Source organism: Vibrio sp. D417a (assembly GCF_030248595.1).
Lineage (GTDB): Bacteria > Pseudomonadota > Gammaproteobacteria > Enterobacterales > Vibrionaceae > Vibrio > Vibrio alginolyticus.
Window position 1 is genome coordinate 64552 of sequence record NZ_JAHGAM010000026.1, and the last position, 18005, is coordinate 82556.

An 18005-nucleotide genomic window follows, 5' to 3' on the forward strand; every position below is an offset into this window, starting at 1 on the left:
CGCAGTCAATGTTTAACAACAAAAATCAGTACAGTTAACCTGATAATTGGCTGAACAGTTATAACCAATTGTGGGACTAAAAACTTTGGTTATAAAAAAGCGACTCACAGAGAGAGTCGCTTAAAGAATACTGGCTGTTGAGCTGGTTATTTGATGATGCCACGAGCGCGTAGGATCGCCGTTTTAAAATCGTCCTCTTGGTCTTTTTTGAGTCCAGGGATCATTTCATCTTTGCTGCTATTACGCATTTTAAGGTGGTAGATCAGTACATCGTCGGTCAGATCTTCTAGCTTTCCTTCATAGCCTGCTTCTTTTGCCAGCTTAACGATGAACTGCAGTAGGTTCAGCTCTTGCTCTTTATGCCATTCAGGCTCTAGTAGCTCAAGCAGCTCTTCAATGCGATGACACTTCATGTCTTTCTCCACAGAATTTATAGGTGTAATTAGCAGTAAAGGTACCAAATTGCTTTGCGAAGACCAAATAGGAAAAACTATCTCTTTCACTGTAGTTTGTTCTAAGTCTTTGAAGCTTTATGAGTCGCGTGCAAAGAAAAAAGCGCAGCTGGCGCCGCGCTTTTGATTAAGCTGCTTTGATAACTTTGGCCGGAACACTCGACATCATTGCTGTCTTCTCAACCAATGTCATTGCTGGCGCAACTTGCTTTGCCTTTGGTGCAGTAGTAAAGCCACTGCGGCGGCGCATTGCACTAGTATTAGTGTGTGCGAACCTGACTGTTGTTGGGCGCATTAATTTACCTAACTGTCAGGCATATCCATTGCCGATGTAATGGCCTGAATCATTATGAGCTAGGCTCCAACAAGATTGAAGAATCACTCTTCTGGCTCTCGCCAATCCAGTTAATGAGTCAGGAATACCGATATGCATGCATATCAAGTGTAAGATTAGCATCCTTGTAATAATTGGTCGATAGTTGAGCAATTGAATTGTTTAGATTTTGTCATTTTGTCGCGATGTTCGAGGCAATTTTTGTTTGATCCCACGATCAGCAGTAGTAGTATGAGATCTCGATGAAGGAGGTGCCTATGTCATTTTTGAAGAAGACACTTGCCAGTTTTGGGATTGGGAGCGCGAAGGTAGACTCAATCTTAAACCAAGACGTGCTATACCCAGGTCAAAGTGTGGATGTGTCGATCCATGTATATGGTGGTGCGACTGAACAAGCGATCGACAACATTGATTTAAAACTCTGTTGCCGCTACATCGCAGAAGCCCCTGATGACCGTGGTGCGCGAGAAGGACACAGCATGCGCCGAGTACCTCAAACTCATGTGCTTGCTAAGTGGAGTCTCCCTTACGCATTTACCATCCATTCCGGCGAAGAGCGTACCTTCGATGTTAAGCTCGATGTGCCTTGGAACACGCCTGTCACCATTGGTGATGCCAAAGTATGGTTAGAAACCGGCTTAGACGTTGCTGCTGCTTTGGATCCGACTGATAAAGACATCCTCACCGTTCGACCTGATCCACTGATGGATGCGGTACTATCTGCATTTGAAGCGCAAGGTTTACGAATTCGCCAGGTGGAATGCGAGGAAGTGAAAGGATTCGATCTACCATTTGTGCAAGAGTTTGAGCTGGTGCCAACCGACGGACCTTACCACGGCGTGTGGCGCGAATTAGAATTTGTTGCCCACCGCAGTGAGCAAGAGCTCAAGTTATGGTTTGAAGTTGACCGCACACGCAAGGGGCAAGGTGGCATGCTCGCGAGCTTACTGGGTAGTGGCAAACTCAAGCGAGAGCTGACCATCCCTGCCACGACTAAGCCAGATCAAGTTGGCGAACTGGTACTCAATTATCTCGATCAAACTACTACCGTTCATGAGTCTTAATTTAAGCTTACACGTGTAAGCCTAATGTGCCATACTAGAGCAAATTTCAAACTCTAGTATAGGCGCATTGATGTCCGAACTGCAGAAACCTCAATACAGTCAACGTGAAGAACTGGCCAATACCATCACCCACGGTATAGGGATGATTTTTGGTATTGTTGGCTTGATACTGCTGTTAGTTAAAGCCATAGACCATCAAGCTGACACTTTAACGCTTACCAGTATGGCGATTTATGGTGCGAGTATTATCGTGCTATTTTTGGCCTCGACGCTCTATCATGCGATCCCTCATCCCAAAGCGAAACGTTGGCTAAAAACCTTCGACCACTGTGCTATTTATCTTTTGATAGCAGGCAGCTATACCCCTTTCTTGTTAGTCAGCTTAAGAACACCTCTAGCATTTGGGTTGATGATCGTTATTTGGAGCATTGCGTTGATCGGCATCATCATGAAAGTTGCGTTCGTCTATCGATTTAAAAAGCTTTCTTTGATGACGTACTTGGTGATGGGATGGTTATCGTTGATTGTGATTTATCAATTAGCTATTAACTTGGATGTCGGCGGACTTACACTGCTTGCCGCTGGTGGAATTGTGTATTCACTGGGGGTGATTTTCTACGTTGCGAAGCGCATTCCCTTTAACCATGCGATCTGGCACGGCTTTGTTTTGGCTGGCTGCGTGTGCCATTTCTTTGCGATTTATTACTTTGTTGAGCCTATCTAGCCGATAGGCTCAACAAAGAATATTAAACACGTATTAGCGAGTTTTTACCTCTAGCACTTTGGCAGAAAACTGGTATTGCTGTGATTGCGGTACAGCCAATTTAATGCTCTTACCTTGTTCTGCTTGCTGTGGTCGCAGGTAGGTATCCGCCATGCGCTTGATGGATTGCCAAACAGTCACGTTTTCTTTTGCCAGTTGCTGACCAGACATATCAAACACTTGCACCTCAACTTCCACTTGAATGACAGATTGAGAGCTTTGGTTGGTGATTGATGTAGGTAAAACAAGCTCACCGCTTTGATAGCTTGCTGAACCAATCAATACATCCACACCTGAATCTGATAGCTGCATGGTTGGCTTTTTGGCGTTTACCACCACGGTCGTGCCAACGGTTTTCGTTACCACTGGAATTGTCGCAATCGCAGGAGCTGCGATTGTTTCAACTACGCTTGCTGTTGTTTGTGTCTCCGTCGCTTGCTGCGCCGGTTTTTTCATGACGTATTCCCAGGTAAAGTCATCGTTCAACTTCACTTCTCGACCATCGGCTAAAGTGATGACCTCGGCGGCGTATGTGGATGAGGCGGCAAGTAGGGTCGCCAGAGTAATCCATGTTTTCATTGTTATACCTTTTAATTAGAGTCTGCTTAGCGGCGCCAAAACGCAGGAAAGAACAGTACAAGAATAGTCAGAATTTCCAAGCGGCCCATTAACATCCCAAAGCTTAAGAGCCATTTGGCAGTATCGGGCAGAGGCGCGAAGTTGCCTGTCGGGCCAATCACACTGCCCATACCAGGGCCAACATTGGCAACGGCGGTGATTGAGCCAGAAATACTGGTCACAGGGTCGAGGCCAAGTGCACTTAAACAACCCGCGATAAAGATAATGGTGATAAAAAACATCAAGCCAAATGCCACCACTGAGCGAACAATATCATCATTCACCGGTCGCTGGTTATAACGCTGTACAAACACCCCTGAAGGGTGAATCAACTTCATCATTTGTTTGTTTAGCAGCGTCATCGCAATTTGGAAGCGGAAGATTTTGATCCCGCCAGACGTTGATCCTGAGCATGCTCCCGCCATCATTAAGAATGCGAAAAGAGTAGTGGGTAATGCGCCCCATGCGGTGAAGTCTTCTAAGCCAAAGCCAGTTGTGGTGACGACAGAGACAATATTAAACATCGACACTCGCAGGGCATCCAAAATGGTGTACCCATCTCGAATCACTAACCAAGCTGAAATCACTAAGCTTGAGAATACGAACAGGTACGCAAATCCTCTAACTTGAGCGTCGTTAACCAACACATCAATACGGCGTTTACGTAACGCGGCGATAAAGAGCAAAAATGGCAAACCACCTAAGAACATAAAGGTAGTGGCCACCCAATGTGCGCCATTAGAGAAGTGGTTCATTGACCCATCAGATGTAGAGTATCCACCTGTCGATAGCGTAGTAAAGGCATGGTTGATTGCTTCGAACAGGTTCATGCCGGTGACCAAGTAGCCCAAAATACATAAGCCCGTTAGCATCAAATAAACCGCTACGATGTTTTTGGCGACCGTTTTCGCTCTTGGACTACTTTTATCCGACCAATCTGATGATTCGGTTTGGAATAGCTTCATACCACCGACATTCAGCATAGGTAACACTGCTACCGCCATCACGATAAAACCAATGCCACCAAGCCACTGTAAAATAGAGCGCCATAGCAAGATGCTCGGCGCCATGTTGTCTAGGCCACTGAGCACCGTTGAGCCCGTCGTGGTGATACCCGACATCGTTTCGAAGTAGGCGTCGGTGAAGCTGATGTGGTTGATAAACACAAATGGCAAGGCGGCAAACGCACTCGCGATGGTCCAAACCAAACTGGTGATGAGGAACATATCGCGTACGCTGAGTTTGAACTTGGCGGTTCGACCTATCGTTAGGCAGATGAAGGCGGCAAGGTGCGTGATCACAACGGCTTGGGCGAAATCGAGGAATCCCCCCGTACCGGTAAAGAAAGCGACCAAAGTCGGCACGTACATAAACAGGGCCAGTTTGGATAAAACCAGCCCGATAACAAACAGTACGGGACGTAAGTTGACCATAGGAAAATCCTAGAGGAAAAATGGACTCGGTTGGAATAGCGCTTCGACGTCTGATACGTATTTTTTGTTGACCAGGAACATCACCACATGATCATCCTGCTCGATGACCGTACGGTCGTGGGCAATAAGAACTTCTTCGCCACGAACGATAGCACCAATGGTGGTCCCAGGTGGAAGCTTTATATCTCCAATCGCACGTCCAACCACTTTAGATGTACTTTCATCACCGTGAGCGACGGCTTCAATCGCTTCCGCAGCGCCGCGGCGAAGTGAGGATACGTTTACGATATCAGCGCGACGAACGTGCGTTAGCAAGGCTGAAATAGTGGCTTGCTGAGGTGAGATTGCTACATCAATTACGCCGCCTTGTACCAGGTCTACATAAGCGCCACGTTGGATCAGCACCATCACTTTTTTAGCGCCCATGCGTTTTGCCAACATTGCAGACATGATGTTGGTTTCATCTTCGTTGGTCAGCGCGATGAAGACGTCGACTTGGTCGATGTTCTCTTCCGAGAGAAGCTCTTGGTCTGCCGCATCACCGCAGAACACGATGGTGTTTTCTAGTTGCTCAGAGAGCTTTTCTGCACGCTGGTAGTTACGCTCAATCAGCTTCACGCTGTAAGTTTGCTCTAGGCGTTTTGCCAAGCTTGCGCCGATGTTACCCCCGCCAACAATCATGATGCGGCGGTACGGTTTTTCTAGGCGCTGAAGCTCACTCATCACTGAGCGAATATGATTACTTGCTGCAACGAAGAACACTTCATCGTCGGCTTCAATAATCGTGGTGCCTTGTGGGCGAATCGGGCGACCCTGGCGGAAAATAGCTGCCACACGGGTATCAATGTGCGGCATGTGCTCACGCAAAGCAGATAGCGCATTACCCACCAACGGGCCACCATAGTAGGCTTTCACCGCCACTAGGCTGACTTTCTGTTCAGCAAAGCTCACCACTTGCAGCGCACCTGGGTATTGGATCAGACGTTCGATGTAGCTCGTAACGAGTTCTTCTGGTGCGATAAGGTGATCAACAGGAATAGCGCCAGATTTAAACAGGGCTTCTTTTTCTGCCAAGTATTCTGGAGAGCGAATACGCGCAACGCGGTTTGGGGTATTGAATAGAGTGAACGCGACCTGACAGGCGGCCATGTTGGTTTCATCAGTGTTGGTTACTGCGACGAGCATATCGGCGTCTTGCGCGCCAGCTTCGTGTAGCACGTCTGGATGGCTCGCATGGCCATTGACCACACGTAGGTCGTATTTGTCCTGCAATTCACGCAGTCGGTCGGCATTATTGTCGACGATGGTGATGTCGTTGTTTTCACCCACTAGGTTTTCTGCCAGTGTGCCGCCAACCTGACCTGCACCAAGAATAATGATCTTCATACTCTTTTCTCGTATCTGAAAAAGGCGATTGAAATCACTTCAATCGCCCTATTTAGCATGCTGTTACGCGTGTGTTTTAGTTAGTACTGCGTAGTAGAAACCATCCATATCTTCTTCGCCTGGTAGAATTTGACGACCAGGCTGGTCGGGATCAGAATCCAGCAGTTGCGCATCCGCGGTACGTGCTAAAAACGCTTTTACTTGCTCCACGTTTTCTTGCGGTGTGATTGAACAAGTCGCGTAAACCATGGTGCCGCCGGGCTTCAGTTGCGTCCACATGGCATCAAAAATTTCACTTTGCAGCTCTGCTAATGCGGCGATGTCGTCTGCACGACGTAGCCATTTGATGTCTGGATGACGACGAATCACGCCAGACGCAGAACATGGGGCATCCAGCAAAATGCGATCAAATTGCTCGCCTTGCCACCATTCTTGTGGATTACGCGCATCACCGCAAACCACTTTTGCCTGAAGGTTGAGACGCTTCAGGTTTTCATGCACACGTTTCAAGCGTGTGTCGTCGCAGTCAATCGCGACCACTTCACTGCCCGACGTGCGCTCTAGAATATGCGCAGTCTTGCCACCTGGCGCAGCACAGCAATCTAAAATCAGTTCGCCGTCTTGTGGTTTTAGGTAGTTGATCGAGAGCTGCGCCGCCGCATCTTGGACCGAAACCCAACCTTTTTCAAAACCAGGTAGCTTCATCACATCACATGGTGCGGCCAATTTTATGGCGTCCATTGCTTCTGTGTGTGGCGTGCTATCAATGTTTTCATTTTTGAGCAGCGCAAGGTATTCATCACGAGTGTGGTGTTGATGGTTCACACGCAGCCACATTGGTGCTTTTTGGTTGTTCGCTTCAACAATGCTTTCCCATTGCTGTGGGTAGGCCTCTTGCAGCAGTTTTAGTAACCAGCTTGGGTGACCGTACTTGCCAGCGTTGTTGCTGACGGCCATTTGGTCGAGTTCTTCTTGGTTGCGCTGGTAGTTACGCAATACAGCGTTAATCAAACCACGCAGACGAGGACCTTTCAGCTCTTTAGTGCCTTCAACCGTTTCACCAACTGCTGCGTGCGCAGGAATACGCATGAAGCTCAGTTGGTAAATACCAACCAGAATTAGGTGATGGAATACACGTTGTTTGCCTTTGAGCGGCTTATCCATCAACTGGTTTGCGATCATTTCTAGGCGAGGGAGGTAACGTAGCGCACCGTAACAGATCTCTTGTAACAGAGCGTGGTCACGAGGTCGTACCGTTTGTTGAGCCGCTGGAAGAGCGCTTGAAAGTGAGTGGCCCTTGTCGACGACAAGATACAGGACGTTAGCAGCCGCAGCGCGAACATTCATGATGAGTACCTTAAAGTAAAGGAGGGCATCTCTGCCCTCTAAAAGTTCGTATAATTGGGGATAATAACCCCTAGTATGGCTTAAACCAGCAGAGTGCCCACTTCAAACCAAGCCGCACGCGAATTCAGAATATCCTGAACTGACATGGCTTTTTTGCCAGGAACTTGCAGTTGCTCTAGCACCAGTACGCCGTTGCCTGTCGCAACATAAATACCGGTTTTATCTGCTTGTACGATGGTGCCGGCTGGCTTGTCACTGGTTTGTTCTGCCACACGGCTTTGCCATACTTTGATGCTGTTTTCTGCCGCCTCAAAGTGGCTCATTGGCCATGGGTTAAATGCACGAACGCAGCGCTCAATGTGCGCCGCATCGTCGTTCCAGTTGATGCGTGCTTCTTCTTTGCTGAGCTTTTTCGCATAGTTCGCTAGCTCATCGTCTTGCTTCACTGGCACTGCTTTACCCGCAGCAATGTCTACTAGGCAGTCAATCAGGGCTTCTGGACCAAGCTCAGCCAATTTTTCGTACATTGAAGCGCTGGTATCTGTCGCTTCGATTGGCAGAGTTGAAATCTTCAGCATATCACCAGTGTCGAGACCGATGTCCATCTGCATGATGGTCACGCCAGTTTCTGCATCGCCCGCCCAAATAGAGCGTTGGATTGGAGCCGCACCACGCCAACGAGGTAGGATAGAACCATGTACGTTGATACAACCCAGTTTAGGGGTATCAAGAACCGCTTGTGGCAGCAGCATACCGTACGCCACGACAACCATGAGGTCGGCGTTCAGATCGGCAAGTTCTTGTTTCGCTTCGTCGGACTTAAAGCTTTCAGGTTGGTAAACCGGGATATTGTGTTCTAGCGCCAGTTGTTTTACCGGTGGCGCAGCCAATTTTTTGCCACGACCCGCTGGACGATCTGGGTTTGTGTAAACCGCGATGACTTCATGCTCCGAAGACAACAACGCCGCCAAGTGACGGGCGGCGAAATCCGGAGTACCTGCAAAGACAATTCGTAAAGACTGACTCAAGGTAGACTTCCTTCTAATTGGTATGGTTCGAGATTAAGCGTTTTGCTGCTTCTCGTTAAAGCGTTTGATTTTCGCTAGCTTGTCCTGAATGCGTTTGCGTTTCAGTGGTGATAGGTAATCCACGAACAGCTTACCTTGTAGGTGATCAAGCTCGTGTTGAACACAAATCGCTAGCAGGTCGTCGGCTTCAAAGGTGAACTCTTTGCCATCACGATCCAGTGCTTTAACGGTAACTTCTGCAGCGCGAGGCACAAGTGCGCGCGCACCTGGTACCGACAGACAGCCTTCTTCGATGCCATCTTCGCCACGCTTTTCCAGAATCTCAGGGTTGATTAGCACCATCGGCTCATCGCGAGTTTCTGAAATATCAATCACTACGATACGTTTGTGGATATCAACCTGCGTTGCAGCAAGGCCAATACCTTCTTCGTCATACATGGTTTCAATCATGTCATCGACGATTTTTTGAATCTCAGGTGTCACCGCTTCAACAGGCTTTGCGACTGTGCGCAGGCGATCATCCGGGAATGTTAATACTTGTAATACAGACATATTCACTCGAAATATTGAACTGTGCCGAAACAGCACAAACCTTGTTGGCTCAATTCTAGACATTTTATAGCCTAAATGACAGCATCCTTGCACCAATTTCCATTCTGGTTCCTGCTTAATAGACCAAGGACGAGGGTCATGAATCGAATTTTCCGCAACGTTGCCAGTGTTACGTTGCCGTTACTTTTCTCTTTCAACGCTGTAGCAAATGTGGATGCGAACCCACTGACTGTTAAAGATGATGCGCCACAAACATATGTAGTTGTGAAGGGCGATACGCTATGGGATATTTCGGCCATGTACTTAGATAGCCCGTGGTTGTGGCCTCGTTTATGGCAAGTAAACCCGGAAATCGATAACCCTCATTTAATTTATCCCGGTGACAAGCTGTCTTTGGTGTGGATTAACGGTCAGCCCGTGTTGAGCCTAAAACCGGTTAAGAAGCTGAGCCCGAAAGCTCGCATCACAGAAAAGAAAGCCGTACCAACGGTCGCGGAAGGTTTGGTGATGCCTTACCTTAAATCGGATCGGTTGCTAGATAAAGATTCGTTGAACAGAGCAGCAAAAGTGATGGGTAGCAGCAAAGGCAGTAAGTATCTGACTGCAGAAGATGTGCTGTATATCAATGGCAATCAGACCGCGACAGGTTGGGCTATTTACCGACCAGTAGCTACCTTTTCGCGTGACGATGTGTCCGAAGAGATTACCGCGCTGCGTTTGATTGCCAAAGGCGAGCTCGTTGAAGCTTCGAGTGATTATTCAGGTTTGAAGCTTACATCGCAAATGCAAGAAATCCTACGTAACGATATCGCGTTGCCAAATCAATCGGTTGAGAATACTGACTTCACGACTACGTTCTATCCGCTGCCGTCGCCACAAGGCAGTTCTGCAAAGTTGCTAGGTAATATCGAAGGTATTCGCTTTAGTTCAACTAACCAAGTCGTGGTGATTGATAAAGGCACGTCAGATAATCTCAAGCAAGGCAGTGTGTTTGATTTAAAAGAAGACGCGCACCCAGTTTACAAAGACGGCGATGAGTTCAAGAAAGAGTTTGGCGTGCTTGATAAGAAAATCACTTTGCCTCAAAGCAAAGTTGGTGAGTTGCTGGTCATTCGTCCTTATGAGTACTTTAGCTTGGCACTGATCACTAACAGTACGAAACCCATTAACCAAGATATTTCGGTGGTGTCACCGTTGGCGGACGAATTAACCATCGATGAATCGACGAAATAACGATGATCTCGCTGCCTGGTTAAAACTGAGTTGTTTACCAGGCATTGGCGGCGTCAAAATGAATAAGCTACTGGCAAGAGACACGCCACGTAACATCGTAAACTTCTCTCCTGAACAGCTACAACAACTTGGGTTAACAACTAAGCAAATTCAAGCTTGGGCTTCAACAGATAAAGAAGTCGATGCTTGTTTAAGCTGGCTTGAGGCTTCTACAAACCATCATATCCTGACACTGACTGACCCGCGTTATCCACCTCAACTCAAACAAATCGTTGCACCGCCACCTCTACTTTTTGTTCAAGGAAACTCTACTTGTCTTTCTCTGCCACAAATCGCGATGGTTGGCAGCCGAAATGCGAGTATTGATGGATTACAGCATGCACGTCAGTTCGCTGCAGAGTTTGTTCAGCACGATTTTATTGTCACCAGTGGTCTCGCTTTAGGCATTGATGGCCATGCGCATGATGGTGCGTTGCAAGCGGGTGGTAAGACGATTGCGGTGCTAGGATCTGGCTTAGCAAATATTTATCCGGCACGTCATCGTGGTTTAGCGCAACGTGTTATTGAACATGGGGCTTTGGTGTCTGAGTTTCGGCCTAATGCCAAGCCGCACCCAGAAAACTTCCCGCGTCGTAATCGTATTATTAGTGGATTATCGCTTGGTGTACTGGTCGTCGAGGCGGCGAAAAAGAGCGGCTCGTTAATTACAGCTCGTTACGCGCTTGAGCAAGGTCGAGAAGTATTTGCGCTGCCAGCGTCAATCAATGCCCCCAATGCCTGCGGTGGAAACCAGTTGATACGTCATGGCGCTTGCCTCGTAGAAAAGACGAAAGATGTCTTAGATGAAATACAGTCCTTGCTTGATTGGTCTATTAATCAGAGTACTGATTTATTTTCTACGTTAAATGATGAAGAAGAATTGCCATTTCCTCAGCTGTTAGCTAACGTAGGAAGTGAAGCTACACCGGTTGATATTCTTGCAAACAGGACCAATATACCTGTCCAAGAAGTCATGATGCAGCTCTTAGAGTTAGAACTCTCTGGGCATGTCGTTGCGGTTTCAGGTGGCTATATTCGAAAGGGGAGGGGCTAGCTATGATGATGGATATACTGATGTATCTATTCGAAACCTACATCCATAGCGATGCAGAGTTACAGGTCGAACAAGACGAGTTGGAAGAAGAGTTGCTTCGTGCAGGCTTCCAACAAAAAGATATCTACAAAGCCCTTGTCTGGTTAGAAGAGCTTGCCGCATTGCAGCAAAGTGACACCTCTTCTGCAATCTCGACTTGCATGGCTTCGTCATCAACTCGTATCTACACAGCGAAAGAGATGCAGCGTTTAGATTTGGAATGCCGAGGATTTCTATTGTTTCTCGAGCAAATCAATGTGTTAACCACAGAAACTCGCGAAATGGTGATTGACCGAGTGATGGGATTAGAAACGAGTGAGTTTGAGCTTGAAGACCTCAAATGGATCATTCTGATGGTGCTGTTTAATGTGCCTGGCAACGAAAACGCTTACACGCTAATGGAAGAGCTGTTGTACACCAAGGAACAAGGGATTCTTCACTAACCATCTGGGCAAGTTCGAGTTTAACTAGAATAAACGCGAGCTTGTCTTTTTGTGTGTTTTTCACGAAACGGTAAGTATGAGTAGTAAAATCGACAACACCCTTTTCTCTGCCCATGAACACGCTTTGGAGCACGAGCCGTGTCCAAAATGTGGTGGTGAGCTGACCCTCAAACATGGCAAACACGGTCCCTTTCTTGGCTGTAGCCACTACCCAAGCTGTGATTACATCAAAGCCCTGCACAACAATGATGGACACATCGTGAAAGAGTTGGGTGTGCCTTGTCCTGAGTGTGGCAATGAGTTGGTACTCCGCCAAGGGCGCTACGGCATGTTTGTTGGTTGCAGTAACTATCCGGCGTGCCATCATATTGAGTCGATTAATCAACCAGAGCCAGAAAAACAGTCGCAAGAGCATCAAGCGTGTCCTGAATGCGGTAAAGGTCATTTAGTTGAACGTAAGACGCGTTTTGGTAAAACCTTCTACGCATGTGACAACTACCCTAAATGCAAATTTGCTGTGAACCTTGCTCCGGTCAAGGGGCGATGCGAAGAGTGTGGTTTTACTCTGTTGGTGGAGAAGAAACTTGCCAGTGGTGTGAAATTGCAATGTGCCAACCGTAAGTGCCAGCACACCCAACAAGGGTAAATACATCAAAGGAATTGAAAAGGGTCGCATCGTGCGACCCTTTTTTTATTTTTTTGCTGCCAAACGTTAGTGTTGAGGCTGTTTAGCGAACGCTTGCACGGCTGGGAAAGCTATTGGGTCTAAGATGTCTGCCAGAGCGCACAACCTACGGTGCAATTCTCCTGGGTAGTCGCCACACACGTTGATGTGGCCCATCTTGCGACCCGCACGTTTTTCTTTGCCGTACCAATGAATGTGGCAACCATCCATCGCTAGCAATGCTTCTGGTAGTGTATCTTCACCAAGAATATTAATCATCGAGGTTTCACGAACCAACTTAGTGCTACCCAAAGGCATGCCACACACGGCGCGTAGGTGGTTCTCAAACTGACAGGTTTCTGCACCCTGTTGAGTCCAGTGACCAGAGTTGTGTACGCGTGGTGCGATTTCATTAACTAGCAAAGTACCGTCAACATCGAAGAACTCCAGCGCTAGCACACCAACGTAATTCAAGCTGTTGGCAACGGCCGTGAACATCTGTTTTGCTTGCTCTTGCAACTCTGGTGCATCAATCGCAGTAGAAAGGCTCAATACACCATTGGTGTGGACGTTCTCTGCGAGAGGGTACACTTCAACGCTCCCATCTTTACCGCGAGCACCAACCAGTGATACTTCGCGGTTAAAAGGAACAAACTCTTCAGCAACAATCGCTTGAGTTGGTGTTGCCGCGATGCACTCTGCCATCTCAGTCCAAATGTCTTCGACTTGAGAAGTTTCTTTTAAGCGCCACTGGCCTTTACCATCGTAACCACCCAATGCACTTTTCAGAACCATTGGCATACCAACGTGTTCAATTGCGCGGTCAAAGTCTTCACGAGTTTCAATGACGTAGTATTTCGCGTTGCGCACGCCAGCATCATCAAGCAGTGCCTTTTCAATACGGCGATCACCACCTGCTTTGATGGCTTGCGTACTTGGTAGGAACTTGCCGCTCGCTTCGCAAACTTTGAGCACGTCATGTGGAATATGCTCGAACTCGGCAGTAATCACATCAACTTGCGTAATCGCATTTTCCAAACCATGGCCAAGTACCTGTTGAGTTAAAGGGTGAACGACATCACCGTTGGTGACATCGTAAGCTGAAATTTGAATATTCAGTGGCGCACCAGCCAGAGACATCATACGAGCCAACTGACCCGCACCAAGAACCAGTACATGCATCTGATTAATCCTCTGCAGGGTTTGGATTTGCGAGAACTGTTTCCGTTTGCTCATTACGGAATGCTTCTACCTTCGCCATGATGTTTTCATCATGAGTGCCTAGGATTTGCGCTGCTAGGATACCGGCGTTTGCTGCGCCCGCTTCGCCAATCGCCAATGTACCAACCGCAATTCCCTTTGGCATCTGTACAATAGAAAGCAGTGAATCCATACCTTTCAGTGCACGAGACTGAACGGGAACCCCAAGCACTGGCAAACTAGTAAACGCCGCCGCCATACCTGGTAGGTGCGCTGCACCACCTGCGCCTGCGATGATAACTTTGATGCCGCGCTCTTTTGCGCCACTGGCGTAGTCAGCCAGTAATTGAGGAGTTCGGTGTGCTGACACGACTTTTGTTTCGTAAGGCACGCCAAATTGGTCTAGCATGTCTGCTGCTAGTTTCATGGTTGGCCAATCGGATTTAGAACCCATGATGATACCGACTTTCATCTCAAACTCCTTTAAGCTGCAAAAAATTAGGTGAGCTATAAATTTGTGCGCATTATACGGGGATTTTTATCTCAAGCAAACGTTTGCGTCCAGTTGTTGGCGCTATTGATACATTTTATAAAAAAATTGCTTTAGTGTCTGAGAATGAATATTTGTACACTTAGTGAAAACAACACAGTCAAACAAATAGGAAGTAATCGGTGGATAACTTTGAACAAGTGCTCAACGCACTCAAGCAAGGCGAAGTGATTGCCTATCCAACAGAAGGGGTTTTTGGTGTCGGATGTGATCCAGATAACCCAGAAGCAATTCAAAAGCTATTAGAGCTCAAGCAGCGTCCGGTAGAAAAAGGGCTGATTCTCATCGCGGCAAGTTATGATCAGCTCTTGCCTTATATTGATGAATCTCAGTTGACTGAAGAACAATTACAGACTGTTCATGCCACTTGGCCAGGCCCATACACTTGGATCATGCCAGCGAGCGATAAAGTATCCAACTGGGTTTCAGGGCAGTTTGATTCAATTGCGGTTCGTGTGACTGATCATCCTTTGGTGCAAAAAATGTGTAATGCATTCGGAAAGCCGTTAACCTCTACCAGCGCGAATCTCTCCGGCTTACCACCGTGTATGACCACGGAAGAAGTCGAAGAGCAGTTGGGTGATAAGCTGGTCGCCATTCTTCGTGGCGAGACCAGCGGTCGTGATAAACCCAGCGAGATTCGTGACGCCAAAACTTCACAAATATTAAGACAGGGTTAACCCTGCTAGCCAGCCATCATTAGGTTTCACGTAATAGGTAATAACGTATGTCAGCGATCGATAAGCACGCCGTAAAGCAGTTCTTGATGTCACTTCAGGACTCCATTTGTCAGCAGTTAGAACAAGAAGATGGAAAGGCCGTCTTTGTCGAGGATGCATGGCATCGTGAACCGGGCGAACGTCTTGGTGGCGGTGGGCGCTCACGTGTTATGCGTGATGGCCTTGTTTTCGAACAGGGAGGCGTGAACTTCTCGCATGTGGAAGGGAAAGAAATGCCAGCATCTGCGACAGCGCATCGTCCAGAGCTAGCGGGTCGTCGTTTTGAAGCGATGGGTGTTTCTTTGGTTATTCACCCTAAAAACCCTTATGTACCGACTTCACACGCCAATGTTCGCTTCTTTATTGCAGAAAAAGATGGCGAAGACCCAATTTGGTGGTTTGGTGGTGGTTTTGACCTAACGCCGTTCTATCCATTTGAAGAAGATTGCCAATCATGGCACGACACTGCAAAACTGCTTTGTGCGCCATTTGGTGACGATGTTTACCAAGAGCATAAAGCATGGTGTGACAAATACTTCTTCCTACCACATCGTAATGAAACTCGCGGTGTTGGCGGTTTGTTCTTTGATGATCTAAACCAGTGGGAATTTGATAAGTGTTTTGCTTACATCAAAGCAGTCGGTGAAGGCTATTGCCAGGCTTACTTGCCGATCGTTTCTCGTCGTAAAGAGTTCAAGTATGGTGAGCGTGAGCGTGAATTCCAACTATATCGTCGCGGCCGTTACGTAGAGTTCAACTTAGTGTATGACCGTGGCACCTTATTTGGTTTACAAAGTGGTGGGCGTACTGAGTCGATTCTGATGTCAATGCCGCCGCTCGCTCGCTGGGAGTACTGCTACGAGCCAGAAGCGGGATCGCCAGAAGCTGAACTTTACGAGCGATACCTAACGCCCCGAGAGTGGTAAGCACGGAATCTCCTTTTCTATATAGATAGATAGTGATAGGGTCATCTGTAATCAGGTGGCCCTGTTTTCTCTATATCTAAGTAAGGAACAAAGGTAAGGAAATGACCCAGCAAATCGATCGCTATGCCGTGTTTGGTAATCCTATCGGACACAGTAAGTCGCCATTCATTCACACCTTGTTTGCTCGTCAAACTAATCAATCTTTGGTGTACACCGCAGAAAGTGCACCTGTTGATGGTTTTATTGACGCGGCGAAGGTGTTTTTTGCTGAAGGTGGCAAGGGGTGCAACATCACTATGCCATTTAAAGAAGATGCTTATCAATTTGCTAGTCGATTGACAGAACGGGCTCAGTTAGCAGGCGCGGTAAATACCCTCAAGAAGTTAGACGATGGTGAAATCATCGGTGACAACACTGATGGTGCAGGTTTAGTGCAAGATCTGCTTCAGCATCAGGTTGTATTGGAAGGCGCGCGAATCCTAATTATTGGCGCTGGTGGTGCAACTCGTGGTGTTATTAAGCCACTACTTGATCAAAAGCCGACCTCTTTAACCATTACCAACCGTACCTTTAGTAAAGCACAGGAGCTTGCAGAGCTGTTTGTCTCTCACGGTCCTATCCTCGCCAAAGAGATAGCAAGTATTGATGAAGAGTATGATGTCATCATTAACTCCACATCCGCTTCTCTTAGTGGTGAACTGCCGACTATTTCATCCTCCATCTTTGCCGCTAACAGTACAAGCTATGACATGATTTATGGCAAAGGGGTGACGAGCTTTAACTTATGGGCAAAAGAGAATGGTGCCGCTCATGCGTATGACGGTCTTGGAATGTTAGTTGGGCAAGCTGCGGAAAGCTTTATGCTCTGGCGTGGCTTACGTCCTGGTGCCAAACAAATTCTCAGAGAACTAAGAAAGAACCTTGAAGGTCAATAAGCGATGAATCAATCCATCTTATTCCCAGATATTCAATCATGGGATGAAGTATCACAATCGGTAAACTTTTCGGCGCAACAATCAGGCGCACTAATAGAGTGCTTTGTGACGAAACAAAAGTTAGAAAAGCTCAGTGGTTCACTGATTGAAACTGAGCAAGCGGCAATTAAAGTGTTTACTGATTACCGATTCGACCTAGAAGAAATGGCTGAAGAGCTAATAGAAGATGAAGCCTTCAACGAAGAAGGCCATATCATCATCGGTTAACAGGGCTTTAGTTCAAGTCTTTTACTTCATTTAAGTAGTCGTTTTTGTTCTGCACATAGTTGTTGGCAGACTTTTGCAAGAAAGCTCGTTCTTTTTCTGATAGAGGGCGAGCTTGTTTTACTGGGCTTCCAACATATAAGTAGCCACTTTCTAATACTTTCCCAGGTGGCACTAAACTGCCTGCTCCGATCATCACCTCTGACTCAATTACAACAGCATCTAAAACAATAGCTCCCATACCAACCAAAACACGATCGTGGATCTCACAACCGTGCAGCATCACTTTGTGGCCAATCGTAACGTCATTACCAATAATCAATGGGTAGCCGTTTGGGTTTTCGGCGTTCTTATGGGTGACATGCAAAACACTGCCATCTTGAATATTCGTTCGATCACCAATGTGAATGTGGTTTACATCACCTCGCGCTGCTACCAGTGGCCAAATGCTAGAATCATCGCCAATTCGGATATCACCGACTAAAACAGAGGTTGGGTCAACGTAAACACGCTCACCAAGTTCAGGCTTTATACCTTTGTAGCTTCTCATTGAGCTCATCTTTTTTCCTTATTCAGGGCGATTACAGGGTGTATGGAGGTAGAATAGTAGTGAAAACTCGCCTTTTAGAATAAAAAACACCCAAACGATAAAAAAATCAAAAAAAACGAGAAAAAGGGCTTGCCAATGTGATCGCAATCTCTATAATGCCACCTCGCTGACACGGCTTCGAAGCTTAAGTTTCGAAAGTAAGAAGCCAAGTTAGCAAGCCAAATTAGCCAAGCGGAAACGCTTGAAGAAAGTTTGAAAAAAGTGATTGACACTAAACTTTAACTCGCTAAAATGGCCGTCCTGTTTTGAGCAAAGCTCAACAGGAAAGCTCTTTAACAATATAGACCTATCAATCTGTGTGGGCACTCGTTGATGATAATCCAATTAGATACCTCGGTATCAAATTAGGTTT

At 47.0% G+C, this 18005-nt stretch carries 21 protein-coding genes; 10 read left to right on the top strand and 11 right to left on the bottom strand.

Annotated features, from left to right (window positions below):
• Positions 1-146: 146 nt before the first annotated feature.
• Both KI742_RS19815 and KI742_RS19820 read right to left on the bottom strand, forming a co-directional pair.
• Positions 147-413 carry a YihD family protein gene (locus tag KI742_RS19815; RefSeq protein ID WP_033906580.1) on the bottom strand — a complete coding sequence of 89 codons (267 nt, stop codon included), beginning with the start codon at positions 411-413 and terminating at the stop codon, positions 147-149.
• Positions 414-579: 166 nt separating this feature from the next.
• Positions 580-747, bottom strand: a complete 168-nt coding sequence (locus KI742_RS19820) for a hypothetical protein (RefSeq protein WP_005379043.1) — start codon at positions 745-747, stop codon at positions 580-582.
• 296 nt (positions 748-1043) lie between these two features.
• Between KI742_RS19820 and KI742_RS19825 the strand changes: the two genes are divergently transcribed.
• The gene (locus KI742_RS19825) at positions 1044-1850 is read left to right on the top strand and encodes a sporulation protein (protein WP_064376862.1); all 807 of its coding nucleotides are present in this window, start codon (positions 1044-1046) and stop codon (positions 1848-1850) included.
• A gap of 70 nt (positions 1851-1920) precedes the next feature.
• The gene (locus tag KI742_RS19830; protein WP_005379047.1) at positions 1921-2574 is read left to right on the top strand and encodes a hemolysin III family protein; all 654 of its coding nucleotides are present in this window, start codon (positions 1921-1923) and stop codon (positions 2572-2574) included.
• A 33-nt stretch (positions 2575-2607) separates the two neighbouring features.
• On the opposite strand, the gene KI742_RS19835 is transcribed toward KI742_RS19830, so the two are convergent.
• The 6 genes from KI742_RS19835 to def all read right to left on the bottom strand — a co-directional run bounded on the left by KI742_RS19835 (position 2608) and on the right by def (position 8977).
• Positions 2608-3192, bottom strand: coding sequence for a DUF3157 family protein (locus KI742_RS19835; protein ID WP_054575337.1), 585 nt, complete (start codon positions 3190-3192; stop codon positions 2608-2610).
• A gap of 26 nt (positions 3193-3218) precedes the next feature.
• Positions 3219-4664: a TrkH family potassium uptake protein gene (locus KI742_RS19840; RefSeq protein WP_005386656.1), complete on the bottom strand. Its 1446-nt coding sequence runs from the start codon at positions 4662-4664 to the stop codon at positions 3219-3221.
• Positions 4665-4673: 9 nt separating this feature from the next.
• Complete coding sequence (trkA, locus tag KI742_RS19845) at positions 4674-6050, bottom strand: Trk system potassium transporter TrkA (RefSeq protein ID WP_005379062.1); 1377 nt, start codon at positions 6048-6050, stop codon at positions 4674-4676.
• 63 nt (positions 6051-6113) lie between these two features.
• Positions 6114-7397: a 16S rRNA (cytosine(967)-C(5))-methyltransferase RsmB gene (gene rsmB, locus KI742_RS19850; protein WP_064376863.1), complete on the bottom strand. Its 1284-nt coding sequence runs from the start codon at positions 7395-7397 to the stop codon at positions 6114-6116.
• 80 nt (positions 7398-7477) lie between these two features.
• Positions 7478-8425, bottom strand: coding sequence for a methionyl-tRNA formyltransferase (fmt, locus tag KI742_RS19855; protein WP_285385947.1), 948 nt, complete (start codon positions 8423-8425; stop codon positions 7478-7480).
• A gap of 33 nt (positions 8426-8458) precedes the next feature.
• Positions 8459-8977: a peptide deformylase gene (gene def / locus KI742_RS19860; RefSeq protein ID WP_005379068.1), complete on the bottom strand. Its 519-nt coding sequence runs from the start codon at positions 8975-8977 to the stop codon at positions 8459-8461.
• 138 nt (positions 8978-9115) lie between these two features.
• On the opposite strand from def, the gene KI742_RS19865 reads away from it, so the two are divergent.
• The 4 genes from KI742_RS19865 (at position 9116) to KI742_RS19880 (ending at position 12431) form a co-directional block, all read left to right on the top strand.
• Positions 9116-10210 (top strand): LysM peptidoglycan-binding domain-containing protein, encoded by a 1095-nt coding sequence (locus KI742_RS19865; protein ID WP_017821578.1) that lies wholly within the window; start codon positions 9116-9118, stop codon positions 10208-10210.
• The gene (gene dprA / locus KI742_RS19870; RefSeq protein ID WP_285385943.1) at positions 10194-11303 is read left to right on the top strand and encodes a DNA-processing protein DprA; all 1110 of its coding nucleotides are present in this window, start codon (positions 10194-10196) and stop codon (positions 11301-11303) included. The genes KI742_RS19865 and dprA overlap by 17 nt, the downstream gene beginning before the upstream one ends.
• Positions 11304-11305: 2 nt before the next feature.
• Positions 11306-11785 carry a DUF494 family protein gene (locus KI742_RS19875; RefSeq protein ID WP_005379074.1) on the top strand — a complete coding sequence of 160 codons (480 nt, stop codon included), beginning with the start codon at positions 11306-11308 and terminating at the stop codon, positions 11783-11785.
• A gap of 76 nt (positions 11786-11861) precedes the next feature.
• On the top strand, positions 11862-12431 hold the full coding sequence (locus tag KI742_RS19880) for a type I DNA topoisomerase (RefSeq protein WP_005379078.1): 570 nt from the start codon (positions 11862-11864) through the stop codon (positions 12429-12431).
• Positions 12432-12497: 66 nt separating this feature from the next.
• Here KI742_RS19880 and KI742_RS19885 read toward each other — a convergent pair whose 3' ends face one another.
• Together KI742_RS19885 and purE are read right to left on the bottom strand one after the other, a co-directional pair.
• A complete protein-coding gene (locus KI742_RS19885; RefSeq protein ID WP_262638203.1) occupies positions 12498-13631 on the bottom strand; it encodes a 5-(carboxyamino)imidazole ribonucleotide synthase in 1134 nt (377 codons plus the stop codon).
• Positions 13632-13635: 4 nt separating this feature from the next.
• The gene (gene purE / locus KI742_RS19890; RefSeq protein ID WP_005379082.1) at positions 13636-14121 is read right to left on the bottom strand and encodes a 5-(carboxyamino)imidazole ribonucleotide mutase; all 486 of its coding nucleotides are present in this window, start codon (positions 14119-14121) and stop codon (positions 13636-13638) included.
• Positions 14122-14321: 200 nt separating this feature from the next.
• Here purE and KI742_RS19895 point away from each other — a divergent pair, with 200 nt between their 5' ends.
• From KI742_RS19895 to KI742_RS19910, 4 genes are all read left to right on the top strand, one after another.
• A complete protein-coding gene (locus KI742_RS19895; protein ID WP_005379084.1) occupies positions 14322-14879 on the top strand; it encodes an L-threonylcarbamoyladenylate synthase in 558 nt (185 codons plus the stop codon).
• Positions 14880-14926: 47 nt separating this feature from the next.
• On the top strand, positions 14927-15844 hold the full coding sequence (hemF, locus tag KI742_RS19900) for an oxygen-dependent coproporphyrinogen oxidase (protein WP_005379086.1): 918 nt from the start codon (positions 14927-14929) through the stop codon (positions 15842-15844).
• Between the two features lie 101 nt (positions 15845-15945).
• On the top strand, positions 15946-16779 hold the full coding sequence (gene aroE, locus KI742_RS19905) for a shikimate dehydrogenase (protein WP_285385942.1): 834 nt from the start codon (positions 15946-15948) through the stop codon (positions 16777-16779).
• Between the two features lie 3 nt (positions 16780-16782).
• Positions 16783-17046, top strand: a complete 264-nt coding sequence (locus tag KI742_RS19910) for a DUF1488 domain-containing protein (protein WP_005379090.1) — start codon at positions 16783-16785, stop codon at positions 17044-17046.
• A gap of 7 nt (positions 17047-17053) precedes the next feature.
• Here the strand turns inward: KI742_RS19910 and KI742_RS19915 are convergent, their stop codons facing one another.
• A complete protein-coding gene (locus KI742_RS19915) occupies positions 17054-17602 on the bottom strand; it encodes a gamma carbonic anhydrase family protein (RefSeq protein WP_005379096.1) in 549 nt (182 codons plus the stop codon).
• Between the last annotated feature and the right edge of the window lie 403 nt (positions 17603-18005).